Annotated in this window: 21 protein-coding genes; 10 read left to right on the top strand and 11 right to left on the bottom strand. The window is 63.6% G+C overall.

Translation table 11 applies throughout. The annotated features are described in order from the left end of the window. Positions 1-5 precede the first annotated feature (5 nt). Entirely contained in the window at positions 6-2,435 is a 2,430-nt protein-coding gene (gene pglZ / locus CKO42_RS01860; protein WP_200237556.1) for a BREX-1 system phosphatase PglZ type B, read from the bottom strand. A gap of 131 nt (positions 2,436-2,566) precedes the next feature. Between pglZ and CKO42_RS01855 the strand changes: the two genes are divergently transcribed. Next, positions 2,567-2,824 carry a type II toxin-antitoxin system Phd/YefM family antitoxin gene (locus CKO42_RS01855; RefSeq protein WP_200237552.1) on the top strand — a complete coding sequence of 86 codons (258 nt, stop codon included), beginning with the start codon at positions 2,567-2,569 and terminating at the stop codon, positions 2,822-2,824. Continuing rightward, complete coding sequence (locus CKO42_RS01850; RefSeq protein ID WP_200237549.1) at positions 2,824-3,246, top strand: type II toxin-antitoxin system VapC family toxin; 423 nt, start codon at positions 2,824-2,826, stop codon at positions 3,244-3,246. Before CKO42_RS01855 ends, CKO42_RS01850 begins: the two co-directional genes overlap by 1 nt. 30 nt (positions 3,247-3,276) lie before the next feature. Here the strand turns inward: CKO42_RS01850 and CKO42_RS01845 are convergent, their stop codons facing one another. From CKO42_RS01845 to CKO42_RS01835, 3 genes are read right to left on the bottom strand one after another with little or no spacing between them, the layout of a single operon-like run. Beyond that, positions 3,277-3,651, bottom strand: a complete 375-nt coding sequence (locus CKO42_RS01845) for an ATP-binding protein (protein ID WP_207148632.1) — start codon at positions 3,649-3,651, stop codon at positions 3,277-3,279. A 12-nt stretch (positions 3,652-3,663) separates the two neighbouring features. Next, entirely contained in the window at positions 3,664-4,293 is a 630-nt protein-coding gene (locus tag CKO42_RS01840; protein WP_200237544.1) for an AlbA family DNA-binding domain-containing protein, read from the bottom strand. Further along, positions 4,290-4,658, bottom strand: a complete 369-nt coding sequence (locus tag CKO42_RS01835; RefSeq protein ID WP_200237836.1) for a hypothetical protein — start codon at positions 4,656-4,658, stop codon at positions 4,290-4,292. Before CKO42_RS01835 ends, CKO42_RS01840 begins: the two co-directional genes overlap by 4 nt. Before the next feature lie 96 nt (positions 4,659-4,754). Between CKO42_RS01835 and CKO42_RS01830 the strand changes: the two genes are divergently transcribed. Together CKO42_RS01830 and CKO42_RS01825 are read left to right on the top strand one after the other, a co-directional pair. After that, positions 4,755-5,015 (top strand): CopG family ribbon-helix-helix protein, encoded by a 261-nt coding sequence (locus tag CKO42_RS01830; RefSeq protein ID WP_200237541.1) that lies wholly within the window; start codon positions 4,755-4,757, stop codon positions 5,013-5,015. Then, positions 5,005-5,304: a type II toxin-antitoxin system RelE/ParE family toxin gene (locus CKO42_RS01825; RefSeq protein WP_200237537.1), complete on the top strand. Its 300-nt coding sequence runs from the start codon at positions 5,005-5,007 to the stop codon at positions 5,302-5,304. Before CKO42_RS01830 ends, CKO42_RS01825 begins: the two co-directional genes overlap by 11 nt. Positions 5,305-5,342: 38 nt before the next feature. Here CKO42_RS01825 and CKO42_RS01820 read toward each other — a convergent pair whose 3' ends face one another. Together CKO42_RS01820 and CKO42_RS01815 are read right to left on the bottom strand one after the other, a co-directional pair. Beyond that, positions 5,343-5,567: an antitoxin MazE family protein gene (locus CKO42_RS01820; RefSeq protein ID WP_200237533.1), complete on the bottom strand. Its 225-nt coding sequence runs from the start codon at positions 5,565-5,567 to the stop codon at positions 5,343-5,345. 282 nt (positions 5,568-5,849) lie between these two features. Then, positions 5,850-6,128 (bottom strand): ribbon-helix-helix protein, CopG family, encoded by a 279-nt coding sequence (locus CKO42_RS01815; protein ID WP_200237530.1) that lies wholly within the window; start codon positions 6,126-6,128, stop codon positions 5,850-5,852. 135 nt (positions 6,129-6,263) lie between these two features. On the opposite strand from CKO42_RS01815, the gene CKO42_RS01810 reads away from it, so the two are divergent. Both CKO42_RS01810 and CKO42_RS01805 read left to right on the top strand, forming a co-directional pair. Beyond that, the gene (locus CKO42_RS01810) at positions 6,264-6,557 is read left to right on the top strand and encodes a hypothetical protein (protein ID WP_200237524.1); all 294 of its coding nucleotides are present in this window, start codon (positions 6,264-6,266) and stop codon (positions 6,555-6,557) included. Further along, complete coding sequence (locus CKO42_RS01805) at positions 6,532-6,867, top strand: hypothetical protein (protein WP_200237519.1); 336 nt, start codon at positions 6,532-6,534, stop codon at positions 6,865-6,867. Before CKO42_RS01810 ends, CKO42_RS01805 begins: the two co-directional genes overlap by 26 nt. A gap of 105 nt (positions 6,868-6,972) precedes the next feature. On the opposite strand, the gene CKO42_RS01800 is transcribed toward CKO42_RS01805, so the two are convergent. From CKO42_RS01800 to CKO42_RS01790, 3 genes are all read right to left on the bottom strand, one after another. Beyond that, the gene (locus tag CKO42_RS01800) at positions 6,973-7,230 is read right to left on the bottom strand and encodes a hypothetical protein (RefSeq protein ID WP_200237510.1); all 258 of its coding nucleotides are present in this window, start codon (positions 7,228-7,230) and stop codon (positions 6,973-6,975) included. A gap of 548 nt (positions 7,231-7,778) precedes the next feature. Further along, positions 7,779-8,855 carry a homoserine O-succinyltransferase MetA gene (gene metA / locus CKO42_RS01795; protein ID WP_200237507.1) on the bottom strand — a complete coding sequence of 359 codons (1,077 nt, stop codon included), beginning with the start codon at positions 8,853-8,855 and terminating at the stop codon, positions 7,779-7,781. Positions 8,856-8,865: 10 nt separating this feature from the next. Next, on the bottom strand, positions 8,866-9,762 hold the full coding sequence (locus CKO42_RS01790; protein WP_200237503.1) for an ATPase: 897 nt from the start codon (positions 9,760-9,762) through the stop codon (positions 8,866-8,868). 461 nt (positions 9,763-10,223) lie between these two features. Between CKO42_RS01790 and CKO42_RS01785 the strand changes: the two genes are divergently transcribed. The 3 genes from CKO42_RS01785 (at position 10,224) to CKO42_RS01775 (ending at position 13,371) form a co-directional block, all read left to right on the top strand. Further along, a complete protein-coding gene (locus CKO42_RS01785) occupies positions 10,224-11,420 on the top strand; it encodes an MlaE family ABC transporter permease (protein ID WP_200237500.1) in 1,197 nt (398 codons plus the stop codon). An 80-nt stretch (positions 11,421-11,500) separates the two neighbouring features. Then, positions 11,501-12,346, top strand: a complete 846-nt coding sequence (locus CKO42_RS01780; RefSeq protein ID WP_338034829.1) for an ABC transporter ATP-binding protein — start codon at positions 11,501-11,503, stop codon at positions 12,344-12,346. Beyond that, the gene (locus CKO42_RS01775) at positions 12,343-13,371 is read left to right on the top strand and encodes an MlaD family protein (protein WP_200237496.1); all 1,029 of its coding nucleotides are present in this window, start codon (positions 12,343-12,345) and stop codon (positions 13,369-13,371) included. The genes CKO42_RS01780 and CKO42_RS01775 overlap by 4 nt, the downstream gene beginning before the upstream one ends. 199 nt (positions 13,372-13,570) lie before the next feature. Here the strand turns inward: CKO42_RS01775 and CKO42_RS01770 are convergent, their stop codons facing one another. Together CKO42_RS01770 and CKO42_RS01765 are read right to left on the bottom strand one after the other, a co-directional pair. Next, a complete protein-coding gene (locus CKO42_RS01770) occupies positions 13,571-13,768 on the bottom strand; it encodes a hypothetical protein (protein WP_200237491.1) in 198 nt (65 codons plus the stop codon). Between the two features lie 100 nt (positions 13,769-13,868). Next, on the bottom strand, positions 13,869-14,057 hold the full coding sequence (locus tag CKO42_RS01765) for a hypothetical protein (RefSeq protein WP_200237488.1): 189 nt from the start codon (positions 14,055-14,057) through the stop codon (positions 13,869-13,871). 356 nt (positions 14,058-14,413) lie between these two features. Here CKO42_RS01765 and CKO42_RS01760 point away from each other — a divergent pair, with 356 nt between their 5' ends. Continuing rightward, entirely contained in the window at positions 14,414-15,961 is a 1,548-nt protein-coding gene (locus CKO42_RS01760) for a Do family serine endopeptidase (RefSeq protein WP_242479045.1), read from the top strand. Positions 15,962-15,966: the final 5 nt, after the last annotated feature.

Here is a 15,966-nt window from a genome sequence, read left to right as displayed (position 1 = left end):
TCACCTCAGTCTCCGCCGATCACAGTTGCGGCCTTGGCCACAGCCCGGCCCTGATCATCCAGCACCACCAGCGAGATCGCCTCGCCCTCCAGCTCATCGTCTTCGACCACCAGCGAGGCCTTGCCGCCTTTCAACGGCTTGCCACCGCCGGCCACGCTAGTTGCCGGATCATTGACCTTCCGCCGCAGATCGACCCGCAATGCCTGCGTTGGTGTCAGCGCCTGCGGCATCTGCCCCGGCGCCGTCAGACCTTGCGCGGCGAGGCCATCTTGGCCGGACGCGCCAGCGCTGGAGGCCCTGACGACGCAGGCGCAGCGCAACCGCGTCCACTTGACCTCCAGAATCTCGATCGACGGCTCATCGGCAACGCCCCTCGGCCGCGTCACCCGCAACACCGGGATCAGGCTCTCCTGCAGGCTCAAGCCGCCGTGCGCGTACTCCTGTCCGGCAATGAAGCTGTTGATCCCCGGTGCCATCGCGATGCGCACATCCGGGCACCAGCTCCAGGTCAGCGTCAGCGACGTCGGTTGAGCGCTGTCCGTCAGCGCCGCGCATCGGCCCCAGCGTGTCGCGGTCAGAAACTTCGGCAGCGCCGTCTTCGGCATTTTGCCCGGCACCAGCAGCCAGCCATGATCGGTGACGATGCGGATCTGCTTCCAGCCGGCATCGATCAGGAAGCGGATCTGCTCCCGGATGCTGTCCAACATCGACGGTATCTCGCGGGCCAACCGCAGACCATGTTCGTGGCCATAGTGGTCGAGGTCGCCGAACTCGGTCCAGGCGCGGCCCGTCGGATCACCGGTCTCGTTGCCGCCGAGCACCTGCCAGCCCTGCTCCTTGAGCAACTTGCGTAGCAAGTCCGTGTCCAGCGGTCGGTCTTGGGTGGCGTGACTGGGCACGAAATCCTGGTCCGTGCTCCGCCCCTTGGCCAGATGCGCCAGCGGCGAGCAGGCGACCTTGCCCGAGGCGGTCACCGAGGGCACTGGCGCCCAGGCCTTGTCGATCTTCACCTCCAAGGCATCGGCAGTCAGTACGCTGGCGAGATCCTGGGCAACGTCATAGCGCAGCCCGTCCACGAACAGCCAGCACTCGCCGCCGGCCTGGTAGGTGCCGACCGGCTCCTTGACCAGCGTCGACCCCGGATAGCCGTCCTTGCGCACCAGATCCTGGAAGTGCTGATTGGTCTGGTCCAGCCAGGGCACATAGACCGCTTGCAGCGCGGCGCTGACGGCGTCGGTGTCGGCCTTGACCCGCGACCCGGCTCCCAGACAGGCGAGCGCGCGGCGGGCCGCCGCATCGACCTGCCAAAACCGCTGTTGGTAGGCAGTGGCCAGATCCTGCAGCTGCTGCCCACCACAGGGTTCAGCGATCAACCCCACCAATTGGGACAAGGGCTCTAGCGCTCGGGCCAAGGGCGCCTGGCCCATCTCCGCCCACAACCAGAGCCGGCGAGGTCCGTGCGCGTTCTCCAACGCCTTCAGCTTGGCGATGGCCTCCGTTTGATGGACGCCGGCCAGCTTCAGCAGATCGACTCGGAGCTGGTCTTCGGCCTCGTCGTTGGCCCTGGGGTAGCGACCAAGATCGGTGAAGAGATCCCGATGCAGCGGCAGCGCGACCTGCCGCAGCCGCTCGATCAGTGTCGGAAAGGAACGCCAACCGCTGCGATACCGCTCCCAGACCGCATCCCATTGCCGCTGCCCCTCGCTGAACCGCTCCGCGGCGACCAGCGCACCGTCGGCCTGCGGATCGAGCGTCCAGTCCGCCTTGCAGCGGCTGCGGAAGGCATCCCAGCGCGCGCCCTGCCAGTCCTTGGCCGCTGTCTCCGGGTCGTTCATCCAGGCCAACAGATCGCGGATGGGGTCAGCGCTGAGCAGGGCGTCGAAATCCGACGCCTCGAGCCGCCGGCCTTGAAGGTCTGCAATGGGCGTGTCGAGCACCACATCCAGCGCCCGATGCATGGCCGCTTGGGTCGCCTGATCGCCTGAGATATCCAGTTTCAGCAGCCCACGGCTGCTGGAGAGAAAGGCGTTGACCGTCCAATCGCGGCCGTTGAGCTGACTCCAGAACAGCCCCCGATACTGTAGCTCGGCGAGCGGCTGCAGCTCGCGCGGGCAGCTCTCGATGGCACGCAGATCGGTGCGCGAGACGCCGGGCAGATAGAGGATCGGCACCGCGTGGTCGGGCCAGTCCGCCTCGTCCAGCGTGCGCGCCAACATGCACTTGATCCAGATCGCCGGGCCGCGGCGTTCCGCTGGCGCATAGTCGCCGAGGATCAGCAGCTCGGGCAGCAACGGCCGCAGCCGCTCGGCAACTCCTTGCCATTGACCCTCGTGATCGGTCCAAAGCACCGCCGCCGGGCGCACCTGCTCGGCGCGGCTGATGTTCGCGGCGTTGCGTAGCGAGCTCAGCAAGTGGTCTAGGACGGTTTCAGGCATCGGTGCCTCGCTGGGGCGCTTAGGTGAGCTCTGGATCATGCGGAGAGATCTCGATCTCGTTGATGCGCCGGGTCAGCAGATGCAGAAGGGCTATACTAGCCACGTTACTACATTAACCATCCGGGGCCAAGATGACCATCACCACCCTCACCAGCCGCGAATTCAATCAGGAGACCAGTAAGGCGAAGAAAGCCGCTCGCAACGGTCCCGTGATGATTACCGACCGCGGCCAGCCCTCGCATGTCCTGCTCAGCATCGAGGACTATCGGCGCTTGAGCGGCGCGGACCAGAGCCTGGTCGATCTGCTCGCCATGCCCGATGCTGAGGCCGTCGACTTCGAGCCGCCCCGGCTCGACAGACCCTTGGCTGTTGCAGCCGAGCTGGACTGATGTACCTGCTCGATACCAACCTGGTGTCCGAGCTGCGCAAGGCGCGCACCGGCAAGGCCGATCCCGGCGTGCTGACCTGGGCTGCGGGCGTGCCCGCCGACGCGCAGTTCCTCAGCGTGATCACAGTGCTAGAGCTGGAACTGGGCGTACGGCTTCGCGAGCGTCGCGATCCAGTCCAAGGCGCCTTGCTGCGCACCTGGTTGGAGCGACAAGTCATCGACGGCTTTGCCGGCCGGATCATCGCCGTCGATACCGAGATCGCCCGTTGCTGCGCCGCGCTTCAGGTTCCCGACCCGCGCCCCGATCGCGATACCTTGATCGCCGCAACCGCTTTGATCCGAGGTCTCACGGTCGTCACGCGCAACACCCGCGACTTCGCTGGCACCGGCGTTGCCCTGCACAATCCTTGGAGCAGTGGGTGAATGACCCGCAAGACGAGCGGCGCTGTCCTGTCAGTCTTCAGAGGTCTTCCCCTGCTGGTACTGAGCAATGGATCGGGCGAGATGCTCAGCGTTGGCCGGTGAGCGGAGCAGCTCATCCGTCGCATCCGGCCGCGCAGCAAACAGCGTCAGCTTGACCGCGCCACCCATGTTGACCAGCTCGGGTCGGCGTCCGGAGAGCGCGAGGCTTCTGCTGACCAAGGTCAGGAAGCCTTCGCCGCGGGTCTCCATGTCGCGGCGCCCGGTGGCCGAGCTTTCGTAGTCGCGCAGAAAACCGGCCAGGATCTGATTGCGGCGCACCGGCTGACAGCCCGCGTAGAGGTTCTCTTCGGTCAGGCTGTTGTGCAGCCCGCCGGGGTTGCGGATCTCGAGCCGATCTGGGAACAGGGTGAGGATGCCCTAGGCGCCAGTGATCTCGTAATCGCGATGCGCCAGCGCGTTGACCACCGCCTCCTGCAACGCGAATTCGCTGTAGGCGGGCTTGTCGATGCGGCCCAGGGCGTCCTTGCGGGACAGGGCGCTGATCATCGGGCTGGTGCGCAGGTAGGTCAGCACCCACTCGATCTGCTCGGTCACTGTCCCCGTGACGCGCTTGGAATCCCGCGTATTGCCATCGGCAACCGGGTGGTCGTAGACGGCCAGGTCCACATAGGCGCCGCCCAGATGCTGATCGGGACGGTCGCAGAACAGCAGCAGGCCGATATTGGTCGGCCGCCAGGCGCCGTCATCGTCCTGCACGGCAAGCTTCAGATTGCCGAGCAATCGCTCGTAGGACAGCGCGGAATCGGCCAGCGGGCGTCCAAAGCGCCGCTCGATGATCTCACCCCGGTCGTCGACACCGAACACCACCAGTCCGCCCCTGGTGTTCGCCATCGATACGAAGACCTCGGCGATCACCTTTGGCGCCCGCCCCGACTCACCGGCAAACCGGACCTGGTCGCTCTTGAAGACCACTTCCTTGAGTTCCAGCAGCGTATCTTCGCCGGCAGCGATGGCGGCAAGCAGTTCCTCTTGGGTGTCGTAGATCACCTGACCGCACCCTCCGCGAGCTGAGCGCGCGCCGCGCGCTTCTCGACCAGGGTCAGATGATGATCGTTGATGCGCTCGCTGTTGAAGACCGGGAACCAGGGGGCGCTCTCGACGTCCTTGCCGCGGTCCTTGGTCCATTTGATGTTCGGCTTGGCACGCAGCACGCCGAGTTCGCGGCCATGGGCGCGCAGGCGTCGGCGCAGGGCGCGCTCGCTGTCGGTGAGGTGCGGAGGCGCGTCGGCGTCGCCGACCCCGAGATGCTGCAGCGCGGCTTGGGCGGCTTGGGCGGCCTGCTCGGCTAGGTCGCGGGCCTTGACGATGGCGTCTTCGAGCTGTGGGCGCAGGGGTTTAGCGAGAGGGTCCATGGGGGTGTGCTCCTTGGTGCTTGTGATCTGCATGTCTTGACTCGCTCGCCATGTTGCGCAAACTACGATGTAACACAGTCAACGCAGGAAACGCCAATGTCGCCAACAGTTCAGCAAGATACGCCCTCGCGGACCCTCAATGTGCGGGTGCCGATGAGGGTTTATCAGCAATTGGAAGCCCTGGCTCAGGCGACGGCGCGCACCAAGAGCTTTATCACACTCGAGGCCTTGTCGACCTATCTGGAGGCGCAACGCTGGCAAGTGGAAGACATCGAAGCGGGTCTGGCCGAGGCTGACCAGGGTGAGTTCGCGAGTGACGCCGAGGTGAACGCGGTGTTCGCCAAGTATGGCGCGTAAGCTGCGCTGGACGCGTCGGGCGTTGCGCCGGCTGGATGAGATCGCTGCCTATATCGCCCAAGACAATCCGACTCGAGCCACATCCTTCGTCCGTGAATTGCGTGAGAAGGTTGATCTTCTCGCTGAGCATCCACTCGGCAAGTCGGGCCGCATCTATGGGACTCGGGAACTGGTGCTCCACAGGCATTACATCGCGGTCTATCGGGTCAAGGGCGATGAGGTCCAGATCCTGACCCTGCTGCATACGGCGCAGCGGGTGCCCCCGCTGCCTGGCGGTTCAGCGTCGTGATGACCTGATCAGGGCGATGCTCACCAGGTCGCCGCGCGTCATGTGGTCCAGCCCTCGAGATCGGTGAGGGCTTCGTCCATCCAATGCTGCATCTCGCTGTCCGCGCCATCCGCTTGGGCCGCAAGGCGAGACTGTCGGCGACATTCCTCCGCGAAGCCTGCCCGGCGCGTATCGGGCACCCAAATCTGTACCGGACGCAGCCCCGCCCGGCGCAGCGCCTCGCGGTGTCTTTGGATGCGTGCGTTGACCTCTGTAGATGCCATCGCTCCCTCCGTCATGTTTGCGTTACATGCAACGCCGAGCTTCAGATCCTGATCCTCGCCGGTCTCCAACGAACTGCTGTCACGGACACCGACCTTTGGCGATCTCACCAGGCGCTTGCCGATCGGGATGACATCGGTGCAAATTGTCCACGGCGTGGAAAGATTACAACAATAACCTGGCAGTTCATCACCGGCCAAGCATCCGCTCTAGACGGTTCAGGATCGCATCGATCTCAGCGCCCTTTGCTGGATCGAGCCGAGCCAGGTGGACAGCACCGCGGGTCAGTGGGAATGGCCGTTCCACCAAGCCTCCGGTTCATCAACAATGACTTCCGCGAGCTCCTGATCGAGTGTATCCGCTTGCACAAGGTAGTCTGGATCGTCGCGCATCGCGCGCAAGCTGGACGCCATCGCGCGCCGCTCCTGCTCACGCTCGATGTGCGTGAGCTCATGCCGAAGCGCTTGCTGCATCAATTGCGCCTGTGTGATTCCAAGCCTGTTGGCAAGTCGAGTACTTTCTTCGACCAGGTCATCGGGCAATTTGAGCGATATTGCGGCCATCCTCTCTAATCCTCGCCGTGGGCCAATGTCGCTCAAGGATAGGCATGGACGGGTGCAGATGGCTACCCCAGAGCCAAGCTCATGCTCGCTTGGGCACCATGCAACAGGTTGTCCTAGAGATCGACGATGATTGGCATGATGTGTCTCATCGGTGAGGCTCGGCGCCCGTCAGATCATCACCGGCCCATCCTCGAGCTTGGCGCGGATACGCGCCTCGGCCTCGGCGAGCCAGTCGGCCAGCTCGGCCTCGGCGGCCAGCGCCTGGTAAGGCGCCAGATCCTTGGCGTGCGAGAGCAGCGTTTGCAGCTGGGTCCAGCTCGGCCAGCGCTTGCTGATCTGCTCGCCGGTGGCTTGCCAGTCCTGGCTGTGCTGGATCAGGGTCGCGCGCTGGCTGAGCTGGACGATGCGCAGTTGGCTCCGCAGTTGTGAGATGGCGCTTGGCCTGGTTACTCAGCTCGCGCAGGTGGTCCTTGATCTCGGTCGGGAGCTTGGCGAGGCTACGCGCCGCGGCGCCGTCCTCGAAGCCGACATCGACCCAGAAGGCACGCAGCATCATGGCCAGATGGGACTTGCCGCTGCCGTAGAAGCCGCTGATCCAGACGCTGGGCTGCTCGGGCGCATGGCCGAAATTGCCGAAGAAGGTCTCGAGGATTTTGAAGTTGGAGACCATCCTCCCCAAAACGCATCAAGGCCGCTCGAAGCGGCCTTGATGCGTTGCGCCCGCGTCCTTGGGCGTTAGATCAGCGGTCAGGGTCGGTTCGCAGGGCCTGCTACCAAGACTCGGACGACAGCATGGCGTGGTGCCGCACCGGGCAGTAGGCGCTGCGCGAAGATCCCCTCACTGCTATTGCAGCCGCTGATTCGGCAGCCATTTGGCAATCCGGTTGCGCTCGGCCGACTCGTCGATGCTGAAGAAGCGGTTCAGCACCAATAAGGCCTCGTCGAGATCGGAGCAGCCGTAGTCGTCCATCACGACATGGTTGCTGCAGTCCTCAACGTGGTAGCTGTGGGCCTGATCCGCTGCATCATAGCGTAAGCGGTAGCCAGAGCCCGTCCAAGAATCCCACTTGTAACGGATGACCTGCTCTTGTTCGTCAAACATCTCTCAACCTGCTGAATTTGTTGATTCATCCAGAAAAACCGAGCAGGGCCGTAAGGTTAACCGCTGCATCGGGGATTTCCCGAACGTCAAAACCGCGCATGTCGCAAAAGTGCGTCTGGCGGTCTCTTACCCCATAGTCTAGGAGCGCAAATGCCACTTGACAAGCAAAAGTCTAACTGGTGTTTGACAAAAAAAGTGCGCAGCTACTCGCATTTTTGATAACTCGCCGGTTTTTCATGCTTTTGTTGCAAATTTGAATCATTTGTGCAAATTCGCAACAAACGCCCGACGCACAGCCCAGCCAAAGCCCCGCTAAACGACCCATCACAGGCTAAGGCCTGTAGGTAGCGACCGGAGCAGGCGCTCAATGACCCGCGAGCAAGCGCGGTCCGCTAGGAAAAGGACGACAACGGCAGGGACGTTGTGCTTAGAAAGGGCTCATCAACCGCTTCCCAATTGGAGCGCTGCTGTCCGGCAAGAATCGTTAGCAAAACGGACACAGGAATCGCGCAGTAGAGCCTGCACGACCACTGAATGCAGAGACGAGCTCAGGGGCGGGTCAGCATCCGCAGCGGATCATCGGGATCGACCCAGTCCATGAAGGGGACCCGACGGTCGTTATGGGTGACTCGATAGATCAGCCCCAACCAATTGCCAACGACACCCTCGGCGGTGTCGCGCCAGGTGTTATCGAGATCCTCCGCGATGCGCGCTTCCGGGAATTTCGGCGGCTCGCGGCCCCGATCGAGTGCCCGTTGCAGCAAGTGGCGATGCTCATCCAGCACCGCCGCCGCCTTGCGCGAGAACACGTTGTCCGGGAACGGCGGATAGCTCTCACGCGCGCCCGTCGCAAAGCGATCCACCTCGCGCTTGTACTCCTTGAGCAACGAGATGGTGTCGTACTCAGGATGCCCCTGAAACATGACGATGCGCAGCCCGTCTGGGCTGGTGGCGAGATGCACACCGGCCTCATCACTCTCCACCAACACCTTTGCCCCAACTGCCTCAAACTGTTCGCGGCTGACCTCGTTGAAGCGAGAGTGCGGGACGTCGAACAGGGTGTTGGTGCTATCAATCAGCGGGTGCGAATGATCGACGACGCGATGCGTATAGACGCCCCAACGCTTGTCCGGCAGTGGCTGACGCCGCTGACCATAGCGGAACTGCATCACGGCGTGGGTGGCGAGACAGGAGCAGAGGGTTGAGGTGACATGCTCGAAGGCCCAGTCGACCACCTCGATCAACGGCGACCAGAATGGCTGCTCGGCAAGATCCGGGCCGCTCACATTCGCGCCGGTGATGATCAGCGCGTCCAGCCCGAGCTCACGCACCGCCTCGAACGACTGGTAGTAACGTTCGATATGCGCTCGCGCCTTCTCCCCGCGCGGCAGACCCGGCAACGAGAACGGATGCACATAGAACTGCGCGATCTGGTTGCTTTGCCCAACCAGCCGAAAGAATTGGCGCTCAGTCGCCGCCAGCGCAGCATCCGGCATCATGTTGAGCAAGCCAACATGGAGTTCGCGGATATCCTGATGGATCGCCCAGTCGGACTCGAGAATATTCTGCCCTTCGGCACGTAGGCGGTCGAAGGTCGGAAGGTTATTGTGGGCAACGATTGGCATCGGCTCAGCCCTAAACCGCATCCAGGCCGCTGAGGGCCTGCGCTTCCTCGTCCGGGGCCAACGGCGGCGTGCGCGCAATCGCGGTCTCGATCAGGGTCAGGAAATCCTGCTCGTCGCGCACCGCGGCCACCTCGGTCGACTCAACGGTGTAGCCGAAGGGGCGCGCGATCGCCTCGTAGCGCGGCACGCGTGAATGGAACAGCCGCGGGAAGACCCAGCGGGTGAAGTCGTTCGGATCGATATCAGCTACGTAATCGAGCCCCTGCTCGTGCAGATAATCCTTGACCGCGGCCTTGATGAAGGCGGGGCGGAAATAGAGCGGCTTCGGATCGGCCTGGGCGCGACGGATCAGCTTGATCTCATCGGCCTGCGGGACGCGGATGTAGAGGATCAGGCTGTGTTGGGCCAGCAGCTCGATCACCGAGGGGTCTTCAAGCTCACAGAGGCTGCCGCCGACATCGTTGACGAAATGGCTGTAGCCGTAGATCTCGCGTGCCTTGCGGATGAATTCGGGCACATCCTGCATGGCCCGGATCTCGGCATCGCGATAGAGGGCCTGGCGGCGGTTGAACTCAGGCAGCGACAGGCCGCCTTTGTCCGGATCACCCAGCTGACCGACGAAGCTCAGCACCGGGCCGAGGTCATCGACCTGGATCTTGTTCTGGAACGCGACCCAATCGCGACGCAGCAGATCGCGCAGGAAGGGCACCTGCATCGCCTGCAGCTTGATCAGGTCGAGGATCGGCTCATCGAGATAACGAGTACCGATGCGATAGTCGCCGGAATAGTGGAACCAGTCGTTACGCCGCAGCAGGCCGGAGAGATAGGTCTTGCCGACCCCGGACATGCCCAGCAGCGTGACACAGCGGTGCTGCCAATGGCGAAATTCGTCGATTGTCAGCTTCACAGCGAGATCCTCGATAGAGCGGGGCGATAAGGCGCAAGACCAACGCGAACCCGAGGCTCAAAGCCGGCTCGCGGAAAACATGAAACTATAAGCGATCCACCTGCTCGGCCACCAGAGACGGCAAGCAACTGGGTTTATCCAACCCAAGAATTGGCTCTTCTTCAGCCCCCAATCTCTCGCCTATACTGGAGCCGATGCCCTGGAGCAATCCATCGTTGAACCAATGAGCACTACGCCCATGCCGAGCCTGCAGCGTGACGATATCAGGCTCTACCTCGAGCTTCATGAACCAGCAGCCGCCGCGGACGAGCGACCACCACCCTTGATCCTAGCCGGCGCTGGCCCATGGCCTGCCGCTTGAAGACGCTGCGGAATTCACCGGGGCTGTGCTCCGGTTTCTCGATCGGTCCGCCTGACGACGAATCCTACCGGCCAATCACCCAAGCCGCCTTCACGACCGGATGCCAACTGTACCCCTCGCTACCGACGACCACGCGCCTGAGTCCGCCCCCTCAATCACGCTGGTCAATCGCCCTGACAGTGGCATCGCCCTGCGCCTGGCTGGGCGTTGGCGACTCGATCAGCGCATCCCGAGACTCTCCGACCTCCCTGCCCTGATCGATCGCGGCAGCGACGATGACGCGAAGGCGGCCAGCCAGCCACGCGAGCTCAGTTTCGAGACCAGCGCGCTGATCGACTGGGATTCAGCCTTAGTCACCTATGTCGCCGGGGTCGAACGGCTGTGCGCAGAGCGCAACATCCACGTCGACCCCAGCGCCCTGCCAGAAGGCCTGCGCAGCCTGCTCGAGATGGCCAGCCTCACCGCCCCGCCGGATGAACCCGAGCATGACCGTGGACCCAGCTTCCTCGCGCGGGTGGGGCTGGATATCGCCGACCTGGTGCGCTCCACCGGCGAGATCATGGCCTTCTTTGGCGAAGGCGCCATCGCCGTGCGCCATTTCGTCGCCGGCCGCGCGCGTTATCGCCGTTCCGAGCTCTGGGTCATCATCCAAGAATCGGGCGCGGACGCCCTTCCCATCGTCAGCCTGGTCAGCTTCCTGGTCGGCATGATCCTGGGCTATATCGGCGATCAGCAGCTGGCCCAGTTCGGCGCCCGCATCTATGTCGCCGATCTGGTCGGGCTGGCGACCGTGATCCAGATGGGCGCGCTGATCACCGGCATCGTCCTCGCCGGCCGCACCGGCGCCGCCTTCGCCGCGCGCATCGGCACCATGCAGGTCAATGAGGAGATCGATGCCCTGCGCACCTTCGGCATCCCACCGATGGAATTCTTGGTGCTGCCTCGGATGGTCGCGCTGATCCTGATGACCCCGCTGCTCACCCTCTATGCCGACCTGCTCGGCATCCTCGGTGGCGCCTTCGTTGGCACCGTGGTCGGCGGCGTCACCCTCACCGCCTACCTAGTCCAGACCCAGGCAGCGATCGGCTGGAACCACATCATCCAGGGCCTCATCAGCGCTACGGTGTACGGCGCCATCGTCGCCGCCTCGGGCTGCCTGCGCGGCATGCAATGCGGGCGCAGCGCGGCGGCCGTTGGCGAGGCCACCACCTCGGCGGTGGTCACTGCCATCGTCTTCATCGTCATCGCTGCCGCGGTCCTAACCGTTATCTTCGATGCCATAGGGCTCTCTGGATGAACGGCCCAGCTGCCCCAGACTCCAAGCTGCCTCAAGGCCAAACGGAGCCCCAAGCTGAGGTCCAAGCTGAGTCCCAAGCTGTGCCCCAAGCGATGCCCCAAGCCGAGGCCCAAACGCCGAGCGATACCCAGACGCAAGCACTGGCCTCCGAAGACGATCAGGCGCCGCGCGAAGATGACGCTTCAGTCGCGATCCGCCTCGAGGACGTCGCGCTCGGCTACGGCCCCACCATCGTCCAGCAGGGGCTCAGCTTCGCCATCCGCCGCAGCGATGTGTTTATCATCATGGGTGGCAGCGGCTGCGGCAAGAGTACGGTGATGCGTGCGCTCACCGGCCTACTCGCACCCCGACAAGGCCAGGTGTTCTTACAAGATCAAAGCCTTTGGGAGGTCTCGGAAGAGGCTCGGACCCAACTCTTGCGCGGGGTTGGGGTCATGTATCAAAGCGGCGCACTCTGGAGCTCGATGACGCTGGAGGAGAACATTGCACTGCCACTCGAGCAATACACGCCGCTCTCCAAGCAACAGATCAGCGAGCTGGCCGAGTACAAGCTCGCCCTGGTCGGCCTGGCTGGCTTTGGCGGCTATTATCCGGGTCAGATCAGCGGCGGCATGCGCAAACGGGTCGGGGTCGCGCGCGCGATGGCGCTCGACCCGGATATCCTCTTCTTCGACGAGCCCTCGGCCGGCCTCGACCCACTCTCGGCCCGTCGGCTCGATGACCTCATCCTTGAGTTGCGCGACAGCCTCGGAACAACCATGGTGGTGATCACCCACGACCTCGACAGCCTCTTCCTGATTGGCGACGATGCCGTCTTTCTCGACGCCGAGACCCACAGCATGCTCACCACCGGCCATCCCAAACAGCTGCGCGACCATAGCGAGATCGACGAGGTGCGCGCCTTTCTGCGCCGGGGCGAGTCATGAGTCGTGAGGCCAACCCCACCATCATCGGGGGCTTCGTCCTCGGTGCCGTCGCGTTGGTCGTTATCGGCATCCTGGTCTTCAGCAGTGGTGCCTGGCTGCGCGAGCGCCTCTATCTGGTCACCTATTTCCCGGGCTCGGTGCAAGGACTGAGCGTCGGCGCCCAGGTCCAATTCCAAGGAGTGCCGATCGGCCAGGTGGTTGAGATTGGGCTTGATTACATTGCTGATCGTGACAGTTTTCGCATCCCAGTGCGCTACGAGGTCTGGCCCAACACCATCCATGTGCTTGGCGATCTCGAAGGCGTTGAGCCCGGCGAGCTGGTGCAGCGCCTGGTCGACGAGCGTGGTCTGCGTGCACAGCTCGAATCGGTCAGCTTCGTCACCGGTCAGTACCTGGTCACCCTGAGCCTGAACCCAGACCTGCCGAAGCGGGATTATCCGCCGAGCCCGGATGGGACCATTCGCGTGCCAGCCATCGCCGCGACGCGCGATCGGGTCCAAGAGATGCTCGAGAATCTGCATCTGGACGAGCTCGTGGACACCGCCACGCAGGCGCTCGAGGCGATCAACAGGCTCCTCAGCGCCGACCAGACAGGCTCGGCCCTAAACAATCTGGATCAGGCCCTGGCCGGCATCGCATCGTTTATCGACAAGATCGATCGGGAGATTGCGCCTCTCAGCGAACGCGCCAACGCCACCCTGACCGAGTACCAGCAGCTCGCCGAGACGTTGCGCACCGATGCCGCCCCCTTGCTCCGAGAGCTCTCGCAAGCCACCCAGACCGTCACCGCAGTCGCAAGCCGGGTTGAGGCCAAGGTCGACCCACTGGCGAACTCAGCTCAGACCGCTCTTGATGAGGCTGCTGCTGCGATGAACTCGATCAGCCAGCTCACCGGCGAGGGCTCCTCGACGCGTTACGAGCTGGACCAGTTGCTCGCGACCGCGACTCGAGCCGCCAACTCGATACGCTCGCTGGCCGATTACCTTGAGCGCCACCCCGAGTCCCTGTTGCAGGGCAAGCGATGATATTGCAGGGCAAGCGATGACGCAGATGCAGCAATGTCTCACGGCGACCTGAGCCGACCAAGATTGACGCTCGATCGGTGAAACCGCTGCGCTTCTTCCGCGCTACTGGTGCTGAGACCACTACTAAGACCACTACTAAGACCACTACTGAGACCCATCAAGATCGTCGTTTATCGACCGATCTCCAGTCGCCTCATCCTCAGTAGAAGACCTCTCCGGCAACCCCATTCACGACTGAGACCGTTGCCAGGCCTTGGCGACCCATTGGACAGACATAATTGACCACGATGATGGTCTGCACCATCGGATTCGATTCCGAGCGCACGACGCCAGCGGAGCCGAGATTCCCGGAATCCATGAGGCGACAGCCGCAACCCACCAAGTCTTCTGTTGTCATCCCAATCTCGGGCAGACAGCGTGGCTTCGCGACTGGCGAACCGCAAGCGTCCAGCAAGACGCTCGCAATGATCACCAGCAGCAGCCAGCTGCGCCCGACGCTATTGCTCACGCTCGACGTCAGCGAGCGCGTTCTTCAAGGCTTGTAAGATCAACTTGCTCGCCTCCGCCTCATCGAGCTCCGGCACTTCCCAGCCCATGATCCGGCCATACTTCTGCACCAGATGTCGGACATCGTGCACGAGTTCGTTGTGATACTTGCTGATCTCCACCTGTTCGAGGCTTGTCATCTCATCTCCCCCTTTTCCGGTCCGCCAGAGGCACCAGCGAGCACCCGAGGGTTCGTCGATGCGCCGGCATGATTGATCGTTGACGGTTAGAGACACGGCCGACTCTGCAGAGCGCGCAAGAGCCACCGCGCGTCAGCATTGTCGCACTCGCAGACCGAGCGTGCGACTGATAACCGCCCAGCGCTCGAATCGGCTGCACCGCAAGCAAGCCAACCGAAGCCAGCCTGTAGATTAACAATCGGTAACCCACCGGCAACCGCGCGGTAAAGCCTAACTCCCAACACTCAGCAACATGTCATTGAGCACCGCAGTTCGCTGCGGGCCTCTACTCGCAGCGTCCACTCAGGAGCCCTCGCATGCCTTCGACTCAACCCTTGAGAGCGACGGAGCCGCGGTCAACCCCGGCATCAGCCGTCGTGCTCGCAGCGCCCAGACTCACCGGCCGCGCCATGCTCGCGGCCACCATCAGCCTGATCGTGCTGGCTTCAGCGGCCGGTCTAGCGCCTCAGACCGTCCATGCCGAATCGGTGCCCGCACCCTTGGCCGCCCCAACCGGGCCCACCAGTTTCGCTGATGTCGTCGAGCGGGTGACACCCGCGGTCGTCAATGTCACGGTCGCGCAAGAATCGCAGCAGACGCTGTCGCTCCCCGACGGCCAGATGCCAGACGAGGGCTCGCCGCTGTACGAGTTCTTCAAGCGCTTCGGTGGTCTCGATCAGATGCCGACGCCAATGCCACGCCAACGCGAAGGCGAGGGCTCTGGCTTCATCATCGATGCCGAAGGACATATCGTGACCAACAACCATGTGGTTGATGGCGCCTCGCGGATCGAGGTGACGCTCAACGACGGCGAGAAATACGAGGCACGGGTGATCGGTCGTGATGCCAAGACCGACCTGGCTCTGATCAAGATCGATACCACCGATGCCTTGCCGCACGTGCGCTTCGGCGATAGCCGCGGCGCCCGCGTCGGCGACTGGGTATTGGCGGTCGGCAACCCATTCGGCCTGGGCGGCTCGGTCAACGCGGGGATCATCTCGGCACGCGGGCGCGACATCAACTCTGGCCCCTATGACGATTACATCCAGATCGACGCGCCGATCAACCGCGGCAACTCCGGCGGCCCACTGTTCGATGCCCGTGGTGTCGTGATCGGGGTGAACACAGCCATCTTCTCACCGAGCGGCGGCAACATCGGCATCGGTTTCGCGATCCCAGCCGAGACCGCCGCTGAGATCATCGCCGATCTGCAGACCAAGGGCCGTGTCGACCGTGGATGGCTGGGCGTTCAAATCCAGCCTGTGACTGAAGAAATCGCAGCCAGCCTGGGCTTGCCCGAGACCCGCGGTGTGCTGGTCGCAGACGTCATCGCCGGCACCCCGGCAGAGGCCGCGGGCATCAGCAGCGGCGACGTCATCCTCGAGGCCGCCGGTGAGCGCATGGAGGAGTACCGCGACCTGACCAAGCTGATCGCTGGCATCGATGCCGGCGAGCAGATCAACCTGGTCTTATTTCGCTCAGGCCAAACCCTGACGCTGCCTGTCACCATCGGTGAGATGCCGAGTGAAGACATGGCACAGGCCGCCAGCGGCAACGAGCCGGCCGGCGACGAGCCCCGCATCGGTCTCTATCTGGCACCGCTGACCCCGGAGCTGCGCGCCGAGCGGGGGCTCGCTGCGGATGCCAGCGGCGTCCTCGTGGCCCAGGTCGCGCCGGGCAGCCCCGCACAGATGGCTGGCATCAAGGCAGGCAGCCTGATCTCGATGGTCGGCCAGCAGCCCGTGACCCAGCCGAGCCAGGTAGTCGAGGCGGTCAAGCAGGCCGCGGCTGCGGAACGGCCCTCCGTTTTGCTGCGCGTCGAGCAGGACGGTGAGCAGCGTTTCGTCGCGGTTCCGATTGGGTAATCGAC

Origin of the sequence: Lamprobacter modestohalophilus (assembly GCF_016583905.1) — a bacterium.
GTDB classification, from domain to species: Bacteria; Pseudomonadota; Gammaproteobacteria; order Chromatiales; family Chromatiaceae; genus Lamprobacter; species Lamprobacter modestohalophilus.
Note: the sequence above shows the minus strand (reverse complement) of the source record. Positions and strands in the feature narration are given on the sequence as shown.

Bases quoted from the DNA above. Each gene is read 5' to 3' on its own strand.
- pglZ (WP_200237556.1), bottom strand. From the start codon at position 2,435: ATGCCTGAAACCGTCCTAGACCACTTGCTGAGCTCGCTACGCAACGCC.
- CKO42_RS01855 (WP_200237552.1), top strand. From the start codon at position 2,567: ATGACCATCACCACCCTCACCAGCCGCGAATTCAATCAGGAGACCAGT.
- CKO42_RS01850 (WP_200237549.1), top strand. From the start codon at position 2,824: ATGTACCTGCTCGATACCAACCTGGTGTCCGAGCTGCGCAAGGCGCGC.
- CKO42_RS01835 (WP_200237836.1), bottom strand. From the start codon at position 4,658: ATGGACCCTCTCGCTAAACCCCTGCGCCCACAGCTCGAAGACGCCATC.
- CKO42_RS01830 (WP_200237541.1), top strand. From the start codon at position 4,755: ATGTCGCCAACAGTTCAGCAAGATACGCCCTCGCGGACCCTCAATGTG.
- CKO42_RS01825 (WP_200237537.1), top strand. From the start codon at position 5,005: ATGGCGCGTAAGCTGCGCTGGACGCGTCGGGCGTTGCGCCGGCTGGAT.
- CKO42_RS01820 (WP_200237533.1), bottom strand. From the start codon at position 5,567: ATGGCATCTACAGAGGTCAACGCACGCATCCAAAGACACCGCGAGGCG.
- CKO42_RS01815 (WP_200237530.1), bottom strand. From the start codon at position 6,128: ATGGCCGCAATATCGCTCAAATTGCCCGATGACCTGGTCGAAGAAAGT.
- CKO42_RS01810 (WP_200237524.1), top strand. From the start codon at position 6,264: ATGATGTGTCTCATCGGTGAGGCTCGGCGCCCGTCAGATCATCACCGG.
- CKO42_RS01805 (WP_200237519.1), top strand. From the start codon at position 6,532: ATGCGCAGTTGGCTCCGCAGTTGTGAGATGGCGCTTGGCCTGGTTACT.
- CKO42_RS01800 (WP_200237510.1), bottom strand. From the start codon at position 7,230: ATGTTTGACGAACAAGAGCAGGTCATCCGTTACAAGTGGGATTCTTGG.
- metA (WP_200237507.1), bottom strand. From the start codon at position 8,855: ATGCCAATCGTTGCCCACAATAACCTTCCGACCTTCGACCGCCTACGT.
- CKO42_RS01785 (WP_200237500.1), top strand. From the start codon at position 10,224: ATGCCAACTGTACCCCTCGCTACCGACGACCACGCGCCTGAGTCCGCC.
- CKO42_RS01775 (WP_200237496.1), top strand. From the start codon at position 12,343: ATGAGTCGTGAGGCCAACCCCACCATCATCGGGGGCTTCGTCCTCGGT.
- CKO42_RS01770 (WP_200237491.1), bottom strand. From the start codon at position 13,768: ATGACAACAGAAGACTTGGTGGGTTGCGGCTGTCGCCTCATGGATTCC.
- CKO42_RS01765 (WP_200237488.1), bottom strand. From the start codon at position 14,057: ATGACAAGCCTCGAACAGGTGGAGATCAGCAAGTATCACAACGAACTC.
- CKO42_RS01760 (WP_242479045.1), top strand. From the start codon at position 14,414: ATGCCTTCGACTCAACCCTTGAGAGCGACGGAGCCGCGGTCAACCCCG.